General features: G+C 58.6%; 21 protein-coding genes. 14 read left to right on the top strand and 7 right to left on the bottom strand.

The features are described 5' to 3' along the window. Positions 1 to 13: 13 nt before the first annotated feature. Positions 14 to 601, bottom strand: coding sequence for a DcrB-related protein (locus tag BKX96_RS06605; protein WP_046820290.1), 588 nt, complete (start codon positions 599 to 601; stop codon positions 14 to 16). A gap of 12 nt (positions 602 to 613) precedes the next feature. After that, complete coding sequence (locus BKX96_RS06600; protein WP_077183103.1) at positions 614 to 2,467, bottom strand: type VI secretion system Vgr family protein; 1,854 nt, start codon at positions 2,465 to 2,467, stop codon at positions 614 to 616. 631 nt (positions 2,468 to 3,098) lie between these two features. Between BKX96_RS06600 and BKX96_RS06595 the strand changes: the two genes are divergently transcribed. The 7 genes from BKX96_RS06595 (at position 3,099) to BKX96_RS32810 (ending at position 7,102) form a co-directional block, all read left to right on the top strand. After that, positions 3,099 to 4,559, top strand: a complete 1,461-nt coding sequence (locus tag BKX96_RS06595) for a DUF6861 domain-containing protein (protein ID WP_077183102.1) — start codon at positions 3,099 to 3,101, stop codon at positions 4,557 to 4,559. An 8-nt stretch (positions 4,560 to 4,567) separates the two neighbouring features. Next, a complete protein-coding gene (locus tag BKX96_RS06590; RefSeq protein WP_077183101.1) occupies positions 4,568 to 4,897 on the top strand; it encodes a hypothetical protein in 330 nt (109 codons plus the stop codon). A gap of 62 nt (positions 4,898 to 4,959) precedes the next feature. After that, on the top strand, positions 4,960 to 5,190 hold the full coding sequence (locus BKX96_RS06585) for a hypothetical protein (protein ID WP_052760685.1): 231 nt from the start codon (positions 4,960 to 4,962) through the stop codon (positions 5,188 to 5,190). After that, positions 5,177 to 5,440, top strand: a complete 264-nt coding sequence (locus tag BKX96_RS06580; protein ID WP_046820294.1) for a hypothetical protein — start codon at positions 5,177 to 5,179, stop codon at positions 5,438 to 5,440. The genes BKX96_RS06585 and BKX96_RS06580 overlap by 14 nt, the downstream gene beginning before the upstream one ends. A 68-nt stretch (positions 5,441 to 5,508) precedes the next feature. Beyond that, entirely contained in the window at positions 5,509 to 6,417 is a 909-nt protein-coding gene (locus tag BKX96_RS33120) for an immunity protein Tsi6 family protein (RefSeq protein WP_235431900.1), read from the top strand. Between the two features lie 39 nt (positions 6,418 to 6,456). Then, entirely contained in the window at positions 6,457 to 6,804 is a 348-nt protein-coding gene (locus BKX96_RS06570; RefSeq protein ID WP_077183100.1) for a DUF7957 family protein, read from the top strand. A 19-nt stretch (positions 6,805 to 6,823) separates the two neighbouring features. After that, entirely contained in the window at positions 6,824 to 7,102 is a 279-nt protein-coding gene (locus tag BKX96_RS32810; RefSeq protein ID WP_046820296.1) for a DUF6966 domain-containing protein, read from the top strand. 266 nt (positions 7,103 to 7,368) lie between these two features. On the opposite strand, the gene BKX96_RS06560 is transcribed toward BKX96_RS32810, so the two are convergent. From BKX96_RS06560 to BKX96_RS06540, 5 genes are all read right to left on the bottom strand, one after another. Further along, positions 7,369 to 7,842 (bottom strand): hypothetical protein, encoded by a 474-nt coding sequence (locus tag BKX96_RS06560; protein WP_046820297.1) that lies wholly within the window; start codon positions 7,840 to 7,842, stop codon positions 7,369 to 7,371. A 39-nt stretch (positions 7,843 to 7,881) separates the two neighbouring features. Further along, on the bottom strand, positions 7,882 to 8,160 hold the full coding sequence (locus tag BKX96_RS06555; RefSeq protein ID WP_223542075.1) for a hypothetical protein: 279 nt from the start codon (positions 8,158 to 8,160) through the stop codon (positions 7,882 to 7,884). Positions 8,161 to 8,206: 46 nt separating this feature from the next. Next, on the bottom strand, positions 8,207 to 8,749 hold the full coding sequence (locus BKX96_RS06550) for a CbrC family protein (protein WP_046820299.1): 543 nt from the start codon (positions 8,747 to 8,749) through the stop codon (positions 8,207 to 8,209). A 28-nt stretch (positions 8,750 to 8,777) separates the two neighbouring features. Continuing rightward, entirely contained in the window at positions 8,778 to 9,305 is a 528-nt protein-coding gene (locus tag BKX96_RS06545; RefSeq protein WP_046820300.1) for a DUF4303 domain-containing protein, read from the bottom strand. 270 nt (positions 9,306 to 9,575) lie between these two features. Next, positions 9,576 to 11,741 (bottom strand): M48 family metallopeptidase, encoded by a 2,166-nt coding sequence (locus BKX96_RS06540; protein WP_046820301.1) that lies wholly within the window; start codon positions 11,739 to 11,741, stop codon positions 9,576 to 9,578. A gap of 695 nt (positions 11,742 to 12,436) precedes the next feature. On the opposite strand from BKX96_RS06540, the gene BKX96_RS06535 reads away from it, so the two are divergent. From BKX96_RS06535 to tssH, 7 genes are all read left to right on the top strand, one after another. Then, positions 12,437 to 13,189, top strand: a complete 753-nt coding sequence (locus tag BKX96_RS06535; protein WP_046820302.1) for a hypothetical protein — start codon at positions 12,437 to 12,439, stop codon at positions 13,187 to 13,189. 68 nt (positions 13,190 to 13,257) lie between these two features. Further along, complete coding sequence (gene tssB / locus BKX96_RS06530; RefSeq protein ID WP_046820303.1) at positions 13,258 to 13,791, top strand: type VI secretion system contractile sheath small subunit; 534 nt, start codon at positions 13,258 to 13,260, stop codon at positions 13,789 to 13,791. Between the two features lie 10 nt (positions 13,792 to 13,801). Continuing rightward, the gene (gene tssC / locus BKX96_RS06525; protein WP_046820304.1) at positions 13,802 to 15,304 is read left to right on the top strand and encodes a type VI secretion system contractile sheath large subunit; all 1,503 of its coding nucleotides are present in this window, start codon (positions 13,802 to 13,804) and stop codon (positions 15,302 to 15,304) included. Positions 15,305 to 15,329: 25 nt separating this feature from the next. Continuing rightward, positions 15,330 to 15,812, top strand: a complete 483-nt coding sequence (tssE, locus tag BKX96_RS06520; protein WP_077183099.1) for a type VI secretion system baseplate subunit TssE — start codon at positions 15,330 to 15,332, stop codon at positions 15,810 to 15,812. Continuing rightward, entirely contained in the window at positions 15,812 to 17,644 is a 1,833-nt protein-coding gene (tssF, locus tag BKX96_RS06515) for a type VI secretion system baseplate subunit TssF (RefSeq protein WP_077183098.1), read from the top strand. Before tssE ends, tssF begins: the two co-directional genes overlap by 1 nt. Continuing rightward, positions 17,608 to 18,669 carry a type VI secretion system baseplate subunit TssG gene (tssG, locus tag BKX96_RS06510; RefSeq protein ID WP_046820307.1) on the top strand — a complete coding sequence of 354 codons (1,062 nt, stop codon included), beginning with the start codon at positions 17,608 to 17,610 and terminating at the stop codon, positions 18,667 to 18,669. The genes tssF and tssG overlap by 37 nt, the downstream gene beginning before the upstream one ends. Continuing rightward, on the top strand, positions 18,666 to 21,263 hold the full coding sequence (gene tssH, locus BKX96_RS06505) for a type VI secretion system ATPase TssH (RefSeq protein WP_077183097.1): 2,598 nt from the start codon (positions 18,666 to 18,668) through the stop codon (positions 21,261 to 21,263). The genes tssG and tssH overlap by 4 nt, the downstream gene beginning before the upstream one ends. Positions 21,264 to 21,270 lie beyond the last annotated feature (7 nt).

Genomic DNA, 21,270 nt, shown 5'->3' with positions numbered 1-21,270 from the left:
AAAAATGTGGCGTTCAGCGCACGGCAAGGCCGTCGAGCATGCCGTCAAAATCAACCAGCCAGAGACTGAGCGCGGGCCGGGCCGGATCGATCTCGCAAGCGATACTCAGCCACTGGCCATCGTCACGCCCGGCGACGGGCACCAGGGCACCCACCAGGCGCGCGTGACGATCGGCATGACCGCACTTGAAATGCAGATCCACCGATTTCGCTGCATTGCCGGCCACGCTGACATCGCGCTGACGGATGATGCGCACGTCCGGATGCTCCCGGCGAAACGCCTGCACCGAGGCTTCGAATAATTGATCCAGCGTCTGTCCCTGTTGCACGTCACGACGCTTGATCGTCAGGCTGATCGGCTCGCCCTGGTGCTCGAGGGTGGTCTGGACCTCACGGAAATTGAAGCCCGCCGGAAAAGCCAGGTTGAAACCCCCGAAGGAGAAACTGCTGGGCGTGTCTTGCAGCGCCAACACAGGCTCGGGCTCGAGTTCCGGCTCGGGCTCAGGCTGCACGAGGAGCGCGTTCTGTTGAGCCAGGCGTTCGGCTTCCTCCCGCGCAATACGCTTTTCGGAAATGCGATCGTAGAGACTGACCCTGGTCATGACACCGTTACCTCAGTCATTGACCCTGACCTCGGAACCGGTGATCTGGGTCGTGCCGGTGCTGGTGGTGGTGATCGCCTTGCCTTTGATCTCGATGCCGTCCGGCGTGAGGGTGATGCTGCTGTCCCCCACCTGGAGAATGATGTGCTGGTTGGCGCTGACCTGAATGAACTGGTTGTCGACCTGAATCGTCAGCGAGCCTTCCTGGATATTCATCACCGTGTCTTTCTTGATGGTTTCGGTGTGCGTGCCACCGACCGTGATCGTGCGGTTGCTGCCGACACTGTGGGTCTCGTCGACCTCGATCTCGGTGTCCATGTTGCGCTCGGCATGCATGATGATCTGCTCGGCGCCGGACTTGTCTTCGAAGCGGAAGAAGTTCGCCGTACCGCCGTCGCCCTTCATCGACCGCGTCAGGAACCCGCTCTGGGTCTTGTTTGCCGGCAACGACCACGGCGGGGTGTTCTGGCTGTTGTAGAGGCTGCCCATGACCAATGGGCGGTCGGGGTTGCCATCGAGGAACACCACCACGACTTCATCGCCCACACGGGGAATCTGGATGCTGCCGAAACCGCCGCTGGCGCCGGCCTGGGCAACGCGGACCCAGCAGGAGCTCTTGTCGTTGTGCTCGCCCTTGCGGTCCCAGTGGAACTGCACCTTCACGCGGCCGAGTTCGTCGGTGAATATTTCCTCCCCCGGCGGGCCGACGATGATCGCGGTTTGCGGGCCGGAGATGGTCGGTCGCGGGGTGGTGAGTTGAGGGCGGAAGACGATCTTTTTGCGCACGCAGGAGAAGGTGTTGTAGTAGCTCGCCTGCTGCCCGCTAAGGTAGTTGTTGTGGCCTTCGCTCTCGACGCTCATCAGCAGGAACTGACGATCATCGGCGGGGCCTTGATCGTGATCGTAATGCTGCAGCAGTTCGAAGGTGTAGCCGGGTTTCATCGCGCGGCAGTTGCTGGCGCCATGAAAACTCTTGCCCTTGAGTTCAAGCGCTTCGACCCGCAACCGCAGCAGCGCTTCACCTTCGTCGTAGGTGCCGTGGGTGTATTGGCCGGGGAAGTCGTAGATTTCAAACTCGTCGACATCGCCCTGCTTGTTCAGGCTCTTCATGGCGACCGGCAAACGATTGGACGGCTGACGATAATCGAAGGTCTGGACCGCGATTTTCCCCGACTGCAACTGACGGTTTCCGCTCCATTGGGTAATGGAGTCGGCGGTCTCGGTGACCGATGCCGTGTGGAAGCGGATCTGCGGTTGTTCAGGCAACGGCACCAGCGTGCTGGAGTCGTCGCAGATGATCATGGTGTGGCCTTCGGCGGTGTGCTCGAAGTAGTAGAACATCCCCTCTTCTTCCAGCAGGCGCTGGACAAAGTTGAAGTCCGATTCGCGGTACTGGGTGATGTAGGTGTAATGCTTGAGCGGCTTGCTCAGATGGAATTCGTGCCGGGAAAACGCGGTGCACAGCGCAAACACCTGGGTGACGACATCCTCGACTGTGCAACCCTGGAAAATGCGCGTGTCGAAGCGGTTCTTCAGCATGGAGAACCAGGGGTTCAGCGTCGCCGTATAGCGGGCCATGCCGCCGTCGCTGCCGATGCTGGCAAACCGCGTCAGGTAGCCTGCCAGGTAGCGAGGCGTGGCGTCTGCCAGTTCGATTTCCAGGACCACGTGCTGGCCCATCATCGACTTCAACTCGACGCCGGAGTCCTGGCACACCAGCAGCAATTCAAAGTTGTACGCGCGGGACAGACCTTCGGTCCCCTTGAAGGACTCAAGCAACAATTGCTGTTCGGGGTTGGCGAAGTTCTTGAACTTGAACAGGCGCCGATTCTGCGGGGAAAGCATTGCGGCAAGGTCCATCAACATGTGTATCTCCTTGAAAACAGTGGAAAGCTACCGCCCTCTCTCAACCACTGCGCACGAATCAGATAAAAGGGTCAAAACCCTGTTTGCCGCAACTATGAATTCTTGATTTTCATCGATTTTTTAAACACCGAATGAAATCCATTACACACCATTGTGCGTCAGGAACTGCGACCGCAAGGCAGTATGAAAGTGCCATTACCCGGCTAAATAATTGAGAAATTTGTCACACTTTTACGAATATCACAGGTACTCGAACGCGGGAAGGAGACACGCATGTTATGCGCCCTGTCAAGTCGCAGGCAGTGCATGCGGGCGCTTCCACGCGCTTCGAACTCAGCTCCGGATAATCCTGAAAAATAATTATCGCCACGCTGGCCAACCAGAAACGCCGATATATCAAGGACAAACGGGAAGTTAAACGCTGTCAATTAGCGGCTAATGCCTTATTGCCATCATTGCCGAATGTAACGCGAATAACAAAAAATGGGATCCATGTTGAAACTTTCAACTCGCCCCGCAGTCGGAAGTGCGGCCCATTGCCATCACTCAGGCAATGCTGTGAAGTCGGATAATCGACAGTTTCACTGCAGCAACAAGGAAGCGCCTTTCCCCCAAGGACAGTGATGAGTAAATGGATCTTTTAGCCAACGTGCCCAGCTGGGCCGATGTCGAACGCAACCTCGACCAGAAATTCAGCGAGCTGAACCAGGGCGTCAACGACGGCCTGCAGAGCGTTCACGACAACTGGAACGGCTTCACCCGGCGTGTCAGCAATGGCGCGAGCCAGGCCTATGGCTACATGGGCGGTCATCGCATCGATGCGGTGCATCAGGCGATGACCCTCTCCTACCCGATCATCCAGATGGACCTCAAGCGCAAGTGGGCCTCGATTGAAATCGAGCAGATCCTGCCGGTGCTGCTGCAACTGGTCAAAGAAGTCTCGATGATTCTCGGCGGCAGCGTGGCGATCGGCACCGTGGCCGGCGGCGCAGCGGGGGCCTTCGCATTTGGCGTCGGCGCTGGCCCTGGAGCAATGGTGGGTGGCGGAATCGGGTTACAAGTCGGCAACCTGATTCTCATGGCCCTGGGCCTGTCCGCCATCGCCGAATATTTTTACCAGGGCCTGCCCGCCTGCCTCTCGACCTTGCAGGAAGGCATCGCCACGGCCTGGCACGCCGAAGAAGGCCTCAAGCCGTCCGGCCTCGACCCCAGCGGCGGCTCCGCTGCACTGGTACAGGAGCGCGTCGAACGCGCGGCACGACAACTGGCTCGCGGGCAGGAGCAGCTTGTACTCCTGCTGCTCACCGCCATCGTCACCTACCTGACCCGGGGCCAGATGAAAGCCGGTGTGATGAACAGCATGGAAAGCATCGCGACCCGTAGCGCGAAGCTACAGGCGGAGATATCGAACAAGCAGTTGGCGGGTTGGCTGGCAAGGAATGAGCAGAAGTTGCTGGCTCGGGATGAGTTGCGGGTGAAGGAACCGGCGCCTCTTCAGAAGGCCGAGCCGGAGACAATGCGTGAGTATTACGCCAAGCAGGACCCTGACTTCGTTTCGGTGGAGGATCAGGTCAAGAAGGTCAAAACCTTCCAGACCAAGGGCTTGTCGAACGAGCAAATCGAAGGCTTCCTGAATACGCCTGACGGGGAAAAACTGCTGGGCAAACTGCAAGCGGCTGCCCCTGACGCTGATGCAACAACCATCTACTCACGGGCGTTCGACCAGGTAGCTTCCGGCTCCACCATCCCCGAAGTAAGGTTAATGGATTCGCCCCTTGTGAAAATCGTGCCCGAAGGCCAAGGCGTTTCACCTTACTCGCCGTTCTTTACCACTCATGAGGAGCTACAGGCAGCCGCGAACTCCGGGAGGACACTGGCTGATTCGTTCGGATTGCCGTTGAGCAGCGAATCAACCACCTATTCGATCTACGAGATGGCACCATTGAAGCCAACCGAGGTTTTTGTCAGTAAAGTCGCCCCTACATCAGAATTGAGCGGTGCAATCCAGAGAACCGGTGAATCATTCCAATATCTGACACCTGACCGTGCCGAGTGGGGAACACCAAAATTGATCGGAACCACAGCTAACTAGAGCCTCCTATGGATATCGAAAAACTTAAAGAAAAGACCCTGAAGCTACGGGCAGCCATCGATGCATTAAAGGCAAAAGACCCTGCTGCAGCTAAATTGGATCTAGAACTGGCCCCTCTGATGGATTTGGCCGAGCGTGGTCAAATCCGCACACCTATGGAATGGCGGGATATCCCTGGACGCTATCTGTTCACTGAGGAGGGGTTGCAGCAATATGCAGAGCTTGAGCACGCTTTGGCGGAGTTTAAAATCGAACTGATCGGAGGAGAATCCCCGACGCTACGTCGACTGAAAGCCCAGATGGAAGAAAAGAAGAACAGTAATCCGAAACCTACATAAGCACATAAAATGCCGTAGCCCCTTGACTCAAGCAAGGCGTACTGCAACGCGGTAAGGATTGAATGGCTATTCAGAAAGGCGAGCGTTTCGCCAACGAAGACATTATTCCTGGCCACCGCCTTTTCGACGAAACAAATCTGAGAATGCTGGGTGATCTGAACGGCGCTTACGCGAACTTTTACATTGAGCTGATTGGTGGTCGCGACTGGTCATCGTACAAACTCATTAAATCCAGAATGCGCGAAGATAAAAACCGCCAACCACCAGATCAAGGACACGATGAAATTCAGTGACGTTTTCAAAAGCCGTGAACATATGTTTGCCTTAGGCGTCGAGGAGACTACAGGTCGCCTTTACCTGTCGATTCCAGTCAGCAACGGCATGGTCGACTACGAGGAGTATTACCAAATTGACCGGGCAAACTTCGATCTCTTCCAAACGGATTTTGATACGGCCCTGGCGTTTGCCATGAGCTGTCGCCGCAGAGAGCTGGATGACCTGCTGATTGTGCAGCCGGGGGCCAATAGAGGAACGGCTATCTAAGGCAAGCTCGTCACTCCGGACCAATGGACCGCTGTCCTCGAAATCAAAATCCTTGAACGGCTACCTCCATGTCAAAACTACTGAAGCGCTTGAAAACCTTTTTCAGACAAAAGCCCGCTCCTCCACCCGCCCCCACCGAGCAGGTTGTCGATGCAGCCACCTTGACCGAAGTGGACAAGCAACCTTCCCGAGTGGAAAGGAACCTGTCGTGGCTGCCGAGCAATCGTGAGCCAGAGGTTTTTGTACCGTTGATGCCCCCTGCCTGCCCGGACCTGACGCTAGTGGATGCCCTCCTGTTGCAGCGTTATCGGGTATTCGTCATCGCAAATGACCGGGCCGGATGGACATCAGAGACGACGATAAACCGCGATAAAGCCAGCCAACTGGCTCGTGACTTGTACGGCAAGGGGACAGATATTGGTTATTGTCGAGGTACCGAATCCTCGTTCGAAATCTATTGGCTCATACAATGTGCGGCCATTGTTTCGCTGTTGGCCCATGGACCACAATCGGAACAATTCCTTACCTATAGAAAACATGTTGATTCCAATCGAGACTCTGCCCGGATTGGAGAGCAGGTCCGAATGTTTGATCAATACGTGGCGTCGCGCAGCAATCAAGACGTTGGTACCGAGAGGGACCGCCTCTTGAAAACGCCGACAACTGCCCTCGACTACATTGACAATGCGATCACCATCACCGCCCTGAGATACAACGGCTGTCCAGAATTCCAGATTTATTCAAGCTCGTTAATCCAGTTGCAATTCATCAAGAACGTGTTGCTGGGCGTTGAAAAAGATAAAGCCCGGTTGCACCAATTGACCATCGGCGTTTGGGCCAGCAAAGAGTTTGAAGCCGACGATCCTGAACTTGCTGGCGTACTGGGGGATGCCTTCTACATAGGCATTCAGATCTCACGCGGTCTGAAGATTCAGCTGCCTAACGGGTTGCCACCGGAAAGTCTTCCTCGCACATGAAATTGCTGCGACTTCAGGGATAACACTAGAGGTAACGTCATGACCGAAACCTGGTACCACGTTGACAACGGCACCCTTTGGATAGCAGATCAATCCATTCACCTGCCTCACCCGGTCAAAGTCGCCTTGCAGCATGACGACAGGCTCGCGGTCCTGATCGAGTCCCCTTCAAATGTCATTTTCAACAAAAACATCCTTGCACTATCGAGGCATGGAAAGGTGGTTTGGTTCATCCAGGAAAGTCCCCACGGCACGCAAGCAGACAAGCCATACATGAGTCTTCAGTGCGACAAAAACGGGGCGTTGATCGTTAGTAACTGGAATGGCCTCAGTTACTCGGTCGATTGGCACAATGGTTCCGTCAGCGTTGTGAACTTTGATAAATGATTCGCTCAGGACTGGCGCCATGAAAGACATCTGCAAGATCTCCTCGAACCTTGCCCGAACAGCAGAACTACTGAGGAGATTCGGTCACCCGCAATGGGCCGACAGACTTGAGGAGTGCAGCCTTGCGCTGCCTCAGGATACGGCGTACGCGTTGTCTCGATTGATGTCGCTGTACGGCGGCATGGGCTCGATCAACGACGTTGTTCTGTATGAAGACGCAACGCCCTTGCTGGCCGAAAATAACGAACTTCAGACGCTGCTATCAGACCTCCATCAGCTCTGCGCACGGTGCCATTGAACTTCGCACCCCACGCTTGCAGGCCAAAATCGGCGATGTGCCGGATCGGCAATGGCGCCTTTAGGTTCGCAGATACCAAGTGCTCGGGCATCCGCAACAACGCCGTCTTGTTCGCCCGCTTGAGCATGCGCAACGAGAATGGCAGCAGGCACGCCATCAATACGACCAGCCCCTCCGCCAGCAACCAGTATCATCGATTTGCCGATGCAGTGGCCGGCGCTGGTGATTGCGGTTGTCTGCGCAGTGGTTGCCTTGCTGAAATAAGCTTACCGACCGCTCGGCAAGGGCGGTCGCGTTTCGACTTGCTCAAGGCTTACACGGTAGGTGGTGTAAGTGTCGCCGTCTTCAAGGTAAAGGTTGCTCTGGTAATTCGAGACTGCGCCTTTGAGCTTGATGTGCAGGCCGTTGGAGACACGCTGGATTACCACGTCCTTCAAGTCAGTGTCCGAGACCAGGAAGGCCGGGGTCTTGCCGAGGAGCACCTTCATCGTCTCATTATTCCTGCCGTCGCCATTGTTGACGTAGAACCTCAGGTTTTTGGGCTCATCTGGATCCCTGGCATCTTGAACGATGTAGATCGACTGCCCCGGAATGAAGTCTTGCTTCAGGACTACCTCGGAAGGAAATTCCGGTTTCTGCAGGTACGCATAGATGAAAACGCCTGCAAGGCAGAGCAAAAAGATAATCAAGAGATACTTTTTAACCCTGACTACAAGAGTTTGCAGTTCGGTCTTGTTCATGGGATTCAACTGTAATCGAAGGTGAATAGCACCAAGCCTTCAATCGGCTCTGTTTGCGCCGGCCGTCCGGTAATGGTAGCCATGGCACCCGTCCCGCTCGTTCAGCTCGCCGACAAAGCCCTCGTACGGTTCCAACGGGCTGAGCATGTGCAGCACGCCCGACCACTCGGGGTTTACGGTGCTGATATCTAAGCTGAACAAAGGGTGCAGATGGTTGGCCAGTTCCAGTTGATCGGCGACAAACACGTCTTCAACAGGTGGGAACGGCAGCATGCCGGTGGGGACTTTGGTGAAGTCGGGGGTGTGATCGTCGGTCATCAGAGATTCTTCCTTGTGGGGAGCCTCGGATTGAGCACTTTGGGTATCAATGGCTGTCTTGGTAAGCGCCCAGCGTGGCGCAGTGGCGACATTTGAACAGGTAGGCGGTAGGCCCATGATCCTTATCCAGGGCATTGAAGAACGCTCGCCACTGCGGGCCGTCCTCCAATCCTGTTGAGTCCTGAACGGCGGCGATGGCCGCTGGGCCCAGTTCAAGCAACTCTGCATGGCCGGCCTTACCGACAAACTCGGCTGCGTCGTCGCAGTGAGTCAGCCAGCACTCTTGCTGCCAGCCATTAAAACCAGGCGTGCGCTGGCTGACTTCGGCGATCTGCGCCTCGCTCAGCGTGTCTTCGCCGTCCAGGCCGATACTCTCGTCATCGACAAACGTCGCGCCCAGGCGCTGGTGCGCACTCCCGTCGGCAATGCACCAAGGGCAGATGCAGTTTTCGTATTCATCAATGGCGTATACCGGGCCCACATAAATGTAGCCTCGCGCCTGATTGCAGCTCACGCAAGTGGCGTAAGAGGCTTGCACCGAACCGCTACCGACGGGATCGGGATGATAAATAAAGTGGGGCAGTGTCATGTACGCATCCTTGTTAAGTGCATGCCTTTCATTGCTCGACCTGCTCTAACCATGTCTTGAATTCGAGGGCTTGCTCGGGGGTATTGAGTTGCGTAATCCAGGCGATTTCTTCCGGCACGCTTTGAGAGTCAGAGACTGCGAATACATAAATAGCGTTCTCAAACGTGCACGTCGTCAGCGACCTCAAGGCCGCAACACAGTGTTCGAAGACGAGTGCGCGGTGACGTTCAAAATCTTCATCGGGAATCGAATCAGCCAAGTCCCACAACAGGCTCGACAGGACGTTGAAGTGATCGCCACCGAAGGTTTCGTGGCTCCATTCAGCGGGTGACCATTTGAAATACGCCTGCTCAGCAGGTTCTTCAGCCTGCACGCGCGCCAAGTGATCAGCCGTGTTGAACGACGGCACCAGAGTCCGCGCATCAGCGTCTGAGTACAGCGCAAACCCACAGACATCGGCAGTGGGGTGCGCTTGGCGAAATTGCTCGATAGCCCTCTTGCACGCTACCTGAATATCTCGCTGAAAATGGTCGTTGATCTGGCCCGAGTCGCTCATTCAAAAAAGAACCTCATGAAACCATCCATATCCGTGCCCTCAACATCGCCGACCACTTCCCTGGCCCTGAACAGAAAGGCGGGCGTGCGCTGCCCCAGGATACGGCGTACGCGTTGGCATGGGCTCGATCAACGACGTTGTCCTGTATGAAAACGCAACACCCTTGCTGGACGAAAACAACGAACTGCAAAGGCTGCTATCAGACCTCCATCAGCTTTGCGCAGGGAGCCTTTGAACCCGGCGCCCCACGTTTGCCAATGCTGAAAGCCTTCAGGCCTGCTCGAATCGCTGCTGCAGCAAGTGCCGTGCAGTGCCTGCATTCAGGTAGGTGCCAATCAGGTCCGCCAACTCCTGGTCCTTGAGTTTTTTGTCGTCGCGGCAGATTTGCAGCAAGTGCAGCTGGACCCAGCGCTTTTTCCTGTTGAGTTTCGCATCCGGCGAAAAGAACGAACGCGAGGCCAACTCAGGCATCGGGGCGTCGTCTTCCAGCAATAGATTCAAGTGCACCCCTTGGCCCACTTGCAGACCAAAATCGGCGACATGCTGTATCGGCAATGGCGCCTTGAAGTTGGCGAAAACGAAGTGCTCGGGCGTCAGCAACAACGCGGTCTTGTTCGCCCGCGTGAGCATGCGCAAGGAGAGCGGCAGCAGGAACGCCATGCAGATCAAGAGCAGAATGCCAACCAACTTCATTGTGGAATTCGCGTCCACGAAAACCTGCGGCAGAAGGTACGGCAAGACCAGCAGGCCCAGACCCAACAGCATGAAGAACGAGAAGCAACCCAAGGTAATCCACCCGCGCAATCGTGCGCCTTCATGCAGTCGGACTTCCTCCGTGGCATTGCCGGCATGGCTACGCAACTCCTGCACAATCGCCGCATCCTGCTCCACGTAATGGCCGAGAAAGTCCTCGGTAATGCGCGCACGCAATGCCTGGGGATCGGCGAAGTAGTTATCCATCGCGGCGCAGGCTTGTGCCGCGTTGATCGGACGGGTGCCGCGGCTGACGGCCTCTTCGACCGTGACTTGCAGGGACGCCAGCCGCTCGCGATTGGAGGGGTGAGTGTCCGACGGATGAGGCAGGCTGGTTGCCATTTCCTCCTCGGGCAGGGTCAGCGGCTGCACGGCCAGCTCCTGCACCAGGCTGCCAGGCAAATCGCCGGTACGCACGTGTTCGGCGCTGGGGTTGGTCGCGCGGGCTACATGGGTCGATACACCCTGCTGCAACAAGGGGTCGATGGCAGCGATGCGCACCAACGCCGACGCGATGGCGATATTCCCCGTCAACTTCGCGCCCGCCGCGTCCGCCGCCAGCTCCCGCACGCGACTCCAATGGTTCACCGCGTGATCGAAACGCTCAATGAAATACTCACCGAGCATGAACGCCGGCCACAGCGTCGTGCGTTGCAGCACATCGCTTTGCAGCATGGTTTCGGCAATCACGCCGAGACTGCGGCCGATACCCTCGTAGATCGGTACGAAACGCAGGCTGTACTCGGTATCGGCACCGGCGAAGTGGGCCAGTTCGTGACCGATGACCGCGCCGGTTTCCGCCGAATCGAGCAGGCCCAGGTACAGCATCGGCACGTGCAGGGTGCGGCCCTTGAGCGCGGTGCCTGACGGCAGCAGGTTGACGTCGCTGGAGGTGACGTAAAAGCCTTCGGTCATGCCCAACACTATGTGCTCGGGTGCCAGCGCACCGAGTTGATCCGCCAGCTCGCGAACACGGGCCCACAGCGCAGGCGCCTGCTCCGGTGTGACAACTTGGCCGAGAACGCTCATCGGCGTGGACTGGAACATGTGCAGCATGACCGGCAGCTGTTTGCCCATCTGCCAGATCGAATACAGGAAACCGAGCATCAGCATTAGCACGACGAGCATCAGCTTGAATTCACCGGTGCTCATGTTCCCCATGTGCCACAGCCCCAGGCCTTCGAAACCGAGGATGGCCGCCACCGCTGCGCCCATGGCGACGATGTGCCCCACCAGCAGGTACGGCAACAGACGGCTCACCCGGCTGAAGGTGTGCAGCAATCGTTCACGGGAATGACTCGCGCGGGCGCCGGCCCAACGCAAACCCAGCAGCCCCAGCACGCCGACCAGCGAGGCCAGCAGGCCGAGGGCGATGGCGCCCTTGGCCAGGTTGTTCATCACGCCAGCCACCGGTTGCACGATGGTCAGTTCGTGTTCGGCCTGGGTAACCCGCGATAACGCCTCGTGGACACCCATGCGTTCGCCGTTGATATCGACCTTGGCCGAGCGTGAGAACGGCTTGGCAACCATCGCTTCGATTTCGACATGCATCTCGCTCAGTTCGGCCTTGATATCAGCGAACTCCTTGATGCTCTCGGTGCTGCGGTGTAACTCCCAGACAGCAAACAAGCCAAGGAAAAGCGGCAGGAGAATCAGCACGGCAATGAGTTTCAACGTTCTCATGAGACAGGGCCTCAATAGTCGCGTCGCCTTGTATCCGTGGCGAGCATAAATTCCATTTAACGAAGGCCCGAAAGCCCTCACGCTAATGCACGGCCGACACATGAAAGTTGTGAGACGCAGTCGTACCTGGCGCGTTATACAGAAATAACGGCGATATGTAACTCCGTATTGCCCGAACACTCGTTCAACAGCGCAAGGTCGCCTTGTATATCCACGGATATCTCGGGATGCCATCACTTCGTGCCAGTAATATGACACTTATCCTTCAATTTTTTCCTTACCGGATAATCAAGCGGGCATTAGGTGAACCGGTTCACCTTTTTTCAATTTTTTTTAGTTAAAAATTGGATCCATTTTCTTCCGGAAACCATTGAATCCATTGGGTTTCAGGCACTTGAGCCATGGACATCCGGCAAATAGTGGCAAGCAGACATCATTGCGGCAGGTCACAAAAAAAAGAAAAAATCCGCGCCTCGTAGGAACTTTCCTACACATCCCGTTGCCATACACGACGTTACTGGCAACTCGATATCCATATGCCAGCATCGCACTCCCAATGATTCCTGGCAGTGTGATTTCTTGATGTCAAACATCAACGATCACAACTGTGAACTGGTCGAGAAATTAGTCACTGCGCCCGTACTCCCCTGTATATCCGGGTAGTCGTCGCGAAGTGTTCAAGGACGAAGTTACCGATGACTCAGACGTTTTTTGATGTTGAAGCATTGATCAAGCTGCGAAGCCAGACCCGGGCCATTTCTGACGCGCTCAAGGCGCAGGCTTCGGACTACCTGGCGACCCTGGCTTTGCTGATTCGTCCGCAGACGTTTTTCGGTGAATACCTGCAGGGCGCGCAACGCAGCAGCGGCCGCGAGACCCAGCACCATTTCAAGGAACTCAAGGCGCTCTACGACCGCATCGGCTCGGCCGCTCCGTTCCAGCTGGTCAACGAACTCGAAGTGCCCCTCAACCTGCTCAGTACCACCCCGCAACTGTTTGCGCTGGAGTACGACAAGGTGCTGTCCCAAAGTGGCCAGTCCATTCGCATCACCAGCCCCGTGCGCTGGGTGGTCGGGTTCAGTTCGTTCGACCTGGCCCGTTTTCGCACCGTCATCAACGACCCCAATCGCAGCAGCGCCGAGCTGTACCGCTTCGTGGTGCATTACCTGGTGCTGTTCTACTGCCTGAGCAAGTCCCCCGGCATCAGCCGCTTGCTTGAAGGCCTGCGTTTTCCCGTCACCTTCGAACGCTTGAAAGACTTCGGCGACCTGCCCTTTTGCGTCATCAGTTCGCCGGTGCGCTCACAGTTGCCCGACGAATCGGTGATCCGCAGCAGCACCCAGATCGCCGGCAACACCAGCTTCGAAGAATTGGTGGGCTTGGAAAACATCATGGAAATGAACGATGAAATTCGTCAGCGCCTGCTGCTGACGATCGAAGGAATGTAACGCGCTCGGTCACCCATTGAACCGACTCGCAAACGACTTGCAGCGAATTGTTCGCACAGGAGATCACGATGGCGAAGAAGGAAAGTACCCAGCACAAACTCGACCGCGTTCGCGCGCCTCGGGTCCATATCACCTACGACGTGGATATCGGTGACGCTCAGGAAAAGAAAGAGCTGCCCTTTGTCGTCGGTGTGCTGGGCGATTTCTCCGGTAACCCGCTGGAGCCGCTGCCGAAGCTCAAGGACCGCAAGTTCATTTTCATCGACCGCGACAACTTCAACGGCGTGCTCAAGGGCATCAAGCCGCGCCTGACCTACCGCGTCGACAACACCCTGGCCAAGAACGGCACGCAGCTGGGTGTGGAGCTCAACTTCAACGCCCTCGAAGACTTCGAACCGCAGAACGTGGTCAAGCAGGTGGAACCGCTGCGCAAGCTGCTGGAAGTGCGCAACAAGCTGGCGGACCTGCGCAACAAGATGGGCGGCAACGACAAGCTCGAAGAGCTGCTGATGGACGTGTTGCAGAACACCGAGAAGCTGAAAACCCTGGGCAAGGAATTCGGCCGCGAAGCCGCCGTGCCAGCCACCGACGACAAAGCGTAGGAGCCTGACGATGAACGACAAGCAAACCGTGACTCAACAGGACAGCACGCTGGTTGAAGTGGACAGCTTCACCGCGCAATCCTCGTTGCTCGACAGCATCATTTCGCAAAGCCGCGTGGCCCGTTCCGAGACCGAGCGCACCCGCACCCGCGACCTGATCGGTGAATTGGTCAACCAGATCCTGGAAGGCGAAATGACGCCAAGCAAGGACCTGATCGCCGTGCTCGATGCGCGCATCGCCGAGATCGACGCGATGCTCTCCGAGCAAATGAACGAGATCATGCACGCCAGCGAGTTCCAGCAGCTGGAAGCGTCCTGGCGCGGCCTTAAGTATCAGGTCGACCAGACCGAGACCAGCACCACGCTGAAGATCCACCTGCTCAATGCGTCGAAGAAGGACCTGGTGCGCGATCTCAAGTCCGCTTCCGAATTCGACCAGAGCGCGCTGTTCAAGAAGATCTACGAAGAAGAGTACGGCACCTTCGGTGGTGCACCGTTCGGCATGCTGCTGGGTGACTACGAGTTCAACCGCAGCCCGGAAGACATGTACCTGCTCGAAGAGATTTCCCACGTTGCAGCGGCTGCCCACGCTCCGTTCATTTCGGCGGCCTCGCCTGAGCTGTTCGGCTGGGATTCGTTTACCGACATGTCCGGCCCACGGGACCTGGCGAAGATTTTCGACACCGTCGAATACGCCAAGTGGAAGTCGTTCCGCGCCAGCGAAGACTCGCGTTACGTCGGCCTGACCCTGCCCCACGTGCTCGGTCGCCTACCTTACGGCCCGGATACCACGCCGGTCGAGGAATTCAACTTCGTCGAAAGCGTCGATGGCCGCGACCACAACAAGTACCTGTGGATGAACGCCGCCTACGCACTGGGCACCCGGGTCACCGATGCGTTTTCCCGCTACGGCTGGTGCGTGGCGATCCGTGGCGTCGAGGGTGGCGGTCTGGTGGAAGGCCTTCCAACCCACACGTTCAAGACCGATGACGGTGAAATCGCCCTCAAGTGTCCGACCGAAATCGCCATCACCGATCGCCGCGAGAAAGAGCTGTCGGACCTGGGCTTCATTCCGCTGGTGCATTGCAAAGGCACCGACTACGCGGCGTTCTTCGGCACCCAGTCGACGCAGAAGCAGAAGCAGTACAACACCGACATCGCCAACGCCAACGCCCGGCTTTCCGCGCAGTTGCAGTACATCTTCGCCACCTCGCGCATCGCCCACTACATGAAGGCGATCATGCGCGACAAGATCGGCAGCTTCGCCTCGCGCAAGGACGTCGAGCTGTTCCTCAACAAGTGGCTGTCGAGCTACGTGTTGCTGGACGACACCGCCAGCCAGGAAGCCAAGGCCAAGTTCCCGCTGCGCGAAGCGCGCGCCGAGGTGTTCGAGGTGCCAGGCAAGCCAGGGGTGTACAAGGCCGTGACCTACCTGCGCCCGCACTACCAACTGGACGAACTGACCGCTTCGTTGCGCCTGGTCGCCGAACTGCCGCAATCGACCCGCGCCTGATCGCCAACATTGCCAGGGAGGCAAGATGACCCGTCAACACAAGCTGTTGCCATCGCTGCTGGACCGATTGCTGGACGATCGTCCGCATCAGTCCATCGAAGCGTCATCGCAACGCTTGTGTTCGCTGGCCGATTACAAGGCCAGCATCGTTCGCGACCTGGAAGTGCTGGTAAACACCCGCCAGTCCCTGATCGCCAACGAGCTGGACGGTTTCGCCAACCTGAACGGCAGCATCCTCGACTATGGCATGCCGGACTTCACCAGTCGCAGCGTGCTTGATCCGAAGGATCGCCTGCTGATCCAGCGGCAACTGGAGAAGGCCATCACGGTCGGCGACCGGCGCTTTCGCAGCGTCAAGGTGCAACTGCTCGCCCAACAGACCGGCCAACGCATGCTGACCTTTCGCGTGGACGCGGTCCTGCGCCTGCAAGACGTCACCCGCCAGGTGTCCTTCGACGCGGTGCTGCAGGTCAATACCCAGGAATACAAAGTGCAGAACCTCAACTGATGCTCGACGATCTGCTGCCCTATTACGAAAAGGAACTGTCGCACCTGCGCTTTTTGGGCCAGGAGTTCGCCAGCCAGTATCCGAAAATCGCGTCGCGGTTGCTCATCGAGGGCGATAACTGTGAAGACCCGCACACCGAGCGCCTGATCGAAGCGTTCTCGTTCCTGTCGGCGCGGGTGCATAAAAAACTCGACGACGAGCTGCCGGAAATCGTCGAGTCGTTTCTCGAGGTGCTGTACCCGCATTACCTGCGCCCTACCCCGTCGATGTCGATCGTCGAGTTCAACCTGGGCAAGCAGGAGAAAGTCACCGAGGCTTTCCGTGTGCCCCGGCATACCGAACTCAGTGCCAATCCGATCGATGGCGTGGTGTGTAAATTCCGCACCTGCTACCCGGTCGAGCTGTGGCCGGTGGCGGTGCAACAGGCCTCATTCATCGAGATGGAGCGCTCGGCGTTCAACGGCCACAGCGCTGACCTGGTCGCGCGCTTGCGCATCGGCCTGGTGGCGAACTCCGACGTGATGTTCGGCAAGCTGGAACTGGACAGCCTGCGGTTCTTCCTCGACGGCGAAAGCACGCTGATGCTGCAACTGTACGAGCTGCTGTTCAACAACCTGGCCAAGGCCACGCTGACCTTCGACGATCAGGGCCGCAGCCGAGAGGTCGTGTTACCGGCCAACGCGTTGAAAGCCGTCGGCTACAGCCTGGACGAAGGCCTGGTGGACTACTCCGAGCGCTCGTTCCTCGGCTATCGCCTGCTGCACGAATACTTCACCTTCCCCGACAAGTTCATGTTCTTCGACCTGTCGGGCTTTGCACGGATTCTGGCGGGCAAGGAGATCGAGAAAGTCGAGGTCAACTTCTACTTTTCCGACTACGACCTGAGCGACCGCCTCGCGCGCCTGACGCAGAACATCGGGCGCAATAACTTCAAGCTCAACTGCACGCCGATCATCAACCTGTTCCGCCAGCAGGCCGAGCCGATCAAGTTGACCCACGCCCAGCACGAGTACGCGGTGACGCCGGATGTGCGCCTGCAAGGCTCGGCCGAGGTGGTGTCCATCGACCGCGTACGACGGGTTCGCAAGGTCGGCGGTATCGATCAGGTCGGCACCTGTCATCCGTTTTTCGAACCCCGCGGCGATCAGGGCCCGGGGCAAAGTTTCTGGATGGCCCGGCGCCGTGCGGCACAGGGCGGCCAGCGCGATGGCTCGAACGTGTTTATCCGAATCGTGGATCGCGAGCTGGGCCTGATGGAGGCCAACAACGATGCGTTGAGCATCCGCCTGACCTGCAGCAACCGTGACCTGCCCCTGCTGTTGCCGTTCGGGGGTGAGCGCGGCGATTTCAATATCCCGGGCAACTCGGTGATCAAGGACATCCGCTGCCTGCGCAAGCCCACCGCCACCGCGCGCGTGCCCCTGGGCAACGGCGTGATCTGGCGGCTGATTTCGCACCTGTCGCTCAACCACATGTCGTTGGTGTCCCGTGGTCGCGAGGTGCTGCTGGAGCTGTTGTCGCTCTACAACTACCGCAACGTGTCGGCGATCCGCAAACAGATCAACGGCATCGTCTCGGTGAGCAGCGAGCCTGTGGTCGCGCGCATTGGCCACCCGCGCCCGAACTTCGTCCGTGGTGTTGGCATCACCCTCAACTTCGATGAAAGCCAATACACCGGCAGCGGTGTGTTTCTGTTCGGCATGGTGCTCGATCACTTCTTTGGTCAGTACTGCTCCATGAACAGCTTTACCCAATTAACCCTTCGCACCTTGCAGCGCGAAAAGAGAGTCGTCCAATGGCCACCGCGAACCGGCGATCAACCCCTGGTCTGATCGACCAGGCACGGGCTGAGCCGCACCGATTCGAGTTTTTCCAGTTGGTGCGCTTGCTTCGCCTGCATTACAGCAGGACCGGGCGCATGGACCTGCAGACCCGACCGCACGAAGACCCTTTGCGTTTTCGCTCGCAGCTGTCGCTCAACTTCCCGGCCAGTGAAGTCAGCGATCTGCAGTTCGAGCGTGAAGGCAAGGTGTCCGTGGCCGGCCTGCCGCTGTCCGAGATGCAAGTGACCTTCATGGGGCTGGTCGGGCCGTCGGGCGTATTGCCGCGCCCGTACACCGAGCTGTTGATCGAGCGGCACATCCAGTACCGGGATGACGCGGCCCACGCGTTCCTCGACATCTTTTCGCACCGCATGACCACGCTGTTCTACGAGGCCTGGCAAAAGTACAAGTTCTACATCGAGTACGAACGCAACGGCACCTCGGATTTCGATCGCTACCTGCTCAACCTGGTGGGTTTCGGCCCCGAGGCGCAGAAGCAGAAATTCGACAGACAAGGCTCGCCCCTGCGCCGGGAATTGTTCAGCTATTTCTCCGGACTGTTCGCGCAGAAACCGCGCAACGCGCTGAACCTGGAAGCGATGCTGTCTTTCTATTTTTCGCTGCCGTTCAAGGTCAAGCCGTTTGCCGGTCGCTGGCTGAAACTCGACGCCAGCCAGTGCACGCAGCTGGGGCGCAAGAACGCCGTGCTCGGGCAAAGCGCCGTCGCCGGCAACCGGGTCTGGGACTACCAGTCGTGCGTGCGCATCGAGATCGGTCCACTGGAACTGGCCGACTATCAACGCTTCCAGCCCGGCACCGAGGACTACCAGAAACTGCTGGAACTGGTGCGTTTCTATGTCGGTGCGGAACTCGACTTTCAGTTGGCACCCAAGCTCAAACCCAAGGCCGTACCGGTCGCCCGCCTGGGCAACGTGTCCCTGGGCCGGCTCGGCTGGCTCAAGCGACCAGGCGTCGACGTGGAGCCCTCCCGCTGCGCCCTCTTCCACATTCCTTTTGATGGGGTCTCCCTGTGAACCTGAAGTCCCTGTTTGCCAAGCTCAACGACACCAGCCGCGCCGCCACCGAAAGCGCCGCAGCCCTGTGCCTGTCGGAACACCACTACGATGTCGAGATCGAGCACCTGTTGTTGCAGTTGCTCGACGGCCACGACAACGACCTGCCAGCCATCCTGCGTCATTACGACGTGGTGCCTGAGCGCTTGCAGGCGCAATTGGTCACGGCACTGGGGACGTTCAAGAAAGGCAATACGCGCACCCCGGCGCTGTCGCCGCACCTGACCCGCCTGATCGAACAGGCGTGGGTGCTGGCCTCCATCGAGTTCGGCCAGGCCCAGATCCGCACCGGTCATCTATTACAGGCCTTGCTCGATGACGATGAGCTGCGCCGGGTGGTGATCGCGGGGGCGGCCGAGCTTGAGAAAATCAACGCCGACGATTTGCGCGTGAACCTCAACGCGCTGGTGGAAGGCAGCGCCGAGTCAGCGCTGGGCAAACCGCTGGGCGCTGCCGACGTCGCCAGCACGGTCAAGGGCAATGGCAAGACTCCGGCCCTCGATCAATACACCATCAACCTCACGCACAGCGCTCGCGAAGGCCGGATCGATCCGGTGCTCGGTCGCGAGTTCGAGGTGCGGCAGATGGTCGACATCTTGACCCGCCGCCGCCAGAACAACCCGATCCTCACCGGTGAAGCCGGCGTCGGCAAAACCGCCGTGGTCGAAGGCCTGGCCCTGCGCATCATCCAGGGTGACGTGCCGTCGGTACTCAAGGGCGTGGCCATCCACACCCTCGACCTGGGTTTGTTGCAGGCCGGTGCCGGTGTGAAAGGCGAGTTCGAAAACCGCCTCAAGTCGGTGATCGAAGAAACCAAGCGCAGCCTGCACCCGATCATCCTGTTCATCGACGAAGCGCACACCCTGATCGGTTCGGGCGGCCAGGCCGGGCAGAACGATGCCGCCAACCTGCTCAAGCCAGCCCTGGCCCGGGGCGAGCTGCGCACCATCGCAGCGACCACCTGGGCCGAGTACAAGAAGTACTTCGAGAAGGACGCCGCCCTGGCCCGCCGCTTCCAGGTGGTGAAGGTCGAAGAGCCGGACGAAGACAAGGCGATCCACATGCTGCGCGGCCTGCTGGCCAAGATGCAGGAACACCACAAGGTCACGGTGATGGACGAAGCGCTGGTGCAGGCCGTGCGCCTGTCCAATCGCTACATCACCGGGCGCCAACTGCCGGACAAGGCCGTCAGCGTGCTGGACACCGCCTGCGCCCGGGTCGCCCTCGGGCAATCGGCGCAACCGGGGCCGCTGGAAGACTGCAAGCGCCAGATCGACAACCTGCAGGCGGAAATCTCGGTACTGCAGCAGGAGGCCGCCAAAGGCAGCGACCATGCCCGACGCCTGACCACCCTGAACGCCGAGCTGCTGAGCGAGCAGCAGACCCGTGATGCCCTCGAACAGCAGTGGCAACGCGAGCTGCAACTGGTGAAAAAACTTGGCGCCCTCAGCCACCCCGAGAATCAGGCACCGGATACCCAGGAGATTGCCGCGGTGCGCGCCGAACTGGCCAGCGTCCAGGGTGAGCAACCGCTGGTGCATGCCCTGGTGGATGGCGGCACCATCGGCGAAGTGATTTCCGGCTGGACCGGCATCCCGCTGGGCAAGATGCTGCGCGACGAAATCGACACTGTGCAGCGCCTGCCGGCGCTGCTGGGTGAGCGGGTGCTCGGCCAGGACCACGCCCTGCAGGAAATCGGCAAGCGCATCAAGATTTCCCGCGCCCGCATGGAAGATCCGAACAAACCGATCGGCGTGTTCCTGTTGCTCGGCCCGAGCGGCGTGGGCAAGACCGAAACCGCACTGGCCCTGGCCGACACCCTGTATGGCGGCGAGCGCAACCTGATCACCATCAACATGTCCGAGTACCAGGAAGCCCACACGGTCTCCAGCCTCAAGGGCTCGCCGCCGGGTTACGTCGGCTATGGCGAGGGCGGCGTGCTGACCGAAGCGGTGCGACGCAAGCCGTACAGCGTGGTGCTGCTCGATGAGGTGGAAAAGGCCCACCCGGACGTGCTCGAACTGTTTTTCCAGGTGTTCGACAAAGGCGTGCTGGACGACGGCGAAGGTCGCGAGATCAACTTCCGCAACACCGTGATCATCCTCACGTCCAACACCGGGACCGAGCGCATCATGCAGTGGTGCCTCAATGCACAGCCGCAACCTACACCGGAAGCCATCGTCGAAGGGCTGCGTGAGGAGTTGAACCAGGTGTTCAAGCCGGCCTTCCTCGGTCGCCTGACCATCATCCCCTATTACCCGGTCCAGGACGCGATTCTTGAGCGCATTGTCGCGCTCAAGCTCGCGCGCATTCGCCAGCGCTTCGAGCGCAATCATCAGGCCGTCCTCGGTTATGACGAGGCGCTGGTCAAAGCCATTGCCTCGCGCTGCACCGAGGTCGACAGCGGCGCCCGCAACATCGACAACATTTTGTCCAAGACCCTGATGCCGGAACTGGCGCAGCGGGTCCTTGAGCGCATGGCGCAGGACAAACCGATCCAGAGTTTGAACATCGAGTTGGGCAGCGATGGCGATTTCGCCTATCGCCTGTGCTGATCGGGCA

This window comes from Pseudomonas putida (genome assembly GCF_001976065.1).
Taxonomy (GTDB): domain Bacteria; phylum Pseudomonadota; class Gammaproteobacteria; order Pseudomonadales; family Pseudomonadaceae; genus Aquipseudomonas; species Aquipseudomonas serbica.
The sequence above is the reverse complement of the archived record's forward strand: the minus strand, read 5'-3'. Positions and strand labels throughout refer to the sequence as shown.